Annotated in this window: 2 protein-coding genes; one reads left to right on the plus strand and one right to left on the minus strand. The window is 52.7% G+C overall.

All coding sequences use genetic code 11. The features are described 5' to 3' along the window. Nucleotides 1-204 precede the first annotated feature (204 nt). Nucleotides 205-1,767: a serine hydrolase gene (locus tag GS632_RS21935; protein ID WP_171722504.1), complete on the plus strand. Its 1,563-nt coding sequence runs from the start codon at nucleotides 205-207 to the stop codon at nucleotides 1,765-1,767. A gap of 352 nt (nucleotides 1,768-2,119) precedes the next feature. On the opposite strand, the gene GS632_RS22060 is transcribed toward GS632_RS21935, so the two are convergent. Beyond that, nucleotides 2,120-2,351, minus strand: a 232-nt coding sequence (locus tag GS632_RS22060) for a hypothetical protein (protein ID WP_216601894.1), incomplete at its 5' end; no start/stop codon positions are given.

The raw sequence follows: 2,351 nt of genomic DNA on the forward strand, positions 1-2,351 counted from the left end.
GGCTGCTTTGACTAGGGCAGACGTGGGCGGAAAACATGGCAGTGACCGCTTTGCGGACAAAACCGACGTCGGAGGTTTCATCCCTTAAAGGAAGAATTCGAGCTGAGAGCATCAAATCATTCGCCGCATACTTGCAATGCAACTTGTTACTTTTATTACTTCGTTCACGCGATACACTTCGATAACCCAAATGGAGAGAACGAGATGCCGAACCGTAGAGAGTTCATTTTAACTTCAACAACTTTTGGCGTTTCCGCACTTGCCACCCCGGCGATTTCCGCTTCTCATTCTTCGAGCAGATTTGACGTAGATGCTCTAAGAGACGATCTCGAAAAAGTCCTTGGTGCATTCTCCGCACCTGGAATGGCAGTTGTCGCGTGTAGTGGCGAAGACATCGTCTTCCGTGAGGGCTTTGGGTTTCGGGATGTGACACGCAATGAGCCTTTCACACCGGAAACGGTAATGCTGGTGGCTTCCACCACGAAATCCTATACAGCCGGATTGGTCGGAGGTCTTGTCGATGATGGCATAGTTTCTTGGGACACGCCTGTCAGGGAGTACTTCCCAGATTTTCAAATGATGGACCCTTCCGCTACTCGCGACATGACGCTAACGGACATGATGTGCCACCGATCAGGCCTTCCCTATCATGAAAACTTGCTAGCACACGGAGTTGCGCGCGAACTTCCGGATGACGGCCGAGATTTTCGCCGCCACCTTCTGGACCGGCTGCAGCATTTCGCTCCATCTCACAGTTTCAGAAACCATTTCCAATACCAAGACATAATTTACACCTCGGCGGGTGCGATACTTGAGGCCGCGACCGGTGAGTTCTTTGAAGACCTAATGCAGGAACGCCTCCTAGACCGCCTCGGCGTGAAGGCAACGTTTGTCCGCGCGGAAGCGACTGCAACCGGTCGTCTGGCCAAGGGCTACGGTCTCGTTGACGGGCAGATCAAAGAGATCGAATTTTGTGACACGCGCTACTTCGCGCCCACTGCTGGCCTCTATATGACCGCCGATGAAATGATCAAGTGGATCAAGTGCCATTTGGCGAACGGACGGGCCGGTGATGATCAGGTGATTTCTGAGGAAAGCATTTCTTGGATCAGACGATCTCACATGCCAGCTGAAGTATTTCGGCCCTTGGTTGGCGGGGCGCTCTACAATTATGGGTTGGGCCTCGCTCAAAGCATGTTTATGGGACATCTGACCTTTGATCACGGCGGGTCCTTTAACGGTGCTCGGACGTCTATAGCCTTCGTACCGGATACTGGTCTGGGTGTGGCCGTTCTGATGAACATGAACTTAACCAATGGCGTAATCGCAACCCATCAAGTGGTCCTTGCCCATCTGCTCGGTGAACCGGATACCGACCGTATTATTGCACATTTTCTGGCACTCGATCAGGCAAGAACAGAAGGGGAAGCTGCCGCGGAGGCGGCCTTTGAAGCGGGACGCAATTCTGCGAACCAACCGCGTCTTCCTTTCGATGCATATGAGGGAACGTACCATCATCCTGGATACGGAACATTTGTAGTGAAGAGGCAGGGAGATGCGCTCCTTCAAACATTTGATGGAAGATCCTTCCCCCTAGAGCCCTACGATGGCGAAACATTCGAAACCAAGTACCAATCTACTGAAAACCACCTGCACCACATGACCATGACCTTTGAAAGCGGCACTGATGATCGCGTAGATGGAGTGCGTGTGCCAATCGTTCCTGGCATTGCTCCGCCCAAATTTGCGAAACAGCGCGACAGCTAGGTCTTCGATCTTCATCTGCCCTTAGCGGTGAAATTGCTCGCCATCCGAAGCCAACCTGCGCAGCACATGAAGTTGTCTCCTTTGGGCTCGATACTGAAGTTCGCCTGAATATCCTGAAAGGCCGCTATGCGGACGAAGCAGCCAAGCGGATGGAAAGCAACTGAGATTGTAAGAAGGCCCAAACTGGACGCGGTGGAGTGCGCTGCTAAGTACTTCATTGCAGCTTCTGTGCAGCAATCGTCCATGCAGACCGCAGCGAACTGCGGCTTTTGTCTCGAAGCGACAGACACTACGGTTCGTACCGACTTCCGCTTCCACTTTAGGGCTCGCGGTCGGCCCTCAATTTACTTCGCTACAGTCCTGGTCTGATGTAATTCAGGATTGAGTTCATCCTGACAATCACTTTGCGGATTACGTGCGTTGCCGCCGCTGAATCAGTGTACATCGCCGCCAAACCGGCTGCGCCCGGAGGGATCGTTTCCAGTATGTCAGGGTCGTCCGGAATAATGGTAACGATGAAGGGCTCGCTTTGTCCGCCATCAGCACCCATGGAACAGACTAGGTTGATTGCGTAGCGGAGGATT

It is taken from the genome of Ruegeria sp. HKCCD7296 (assembly GCF_013110775.1).
Classification (GTDB): domain Bacteria; phylum Pseudomonadota; class Alphaproteobacteria; order Rhodobacterales; family Rhodobacteraceae; genus Ruegeria.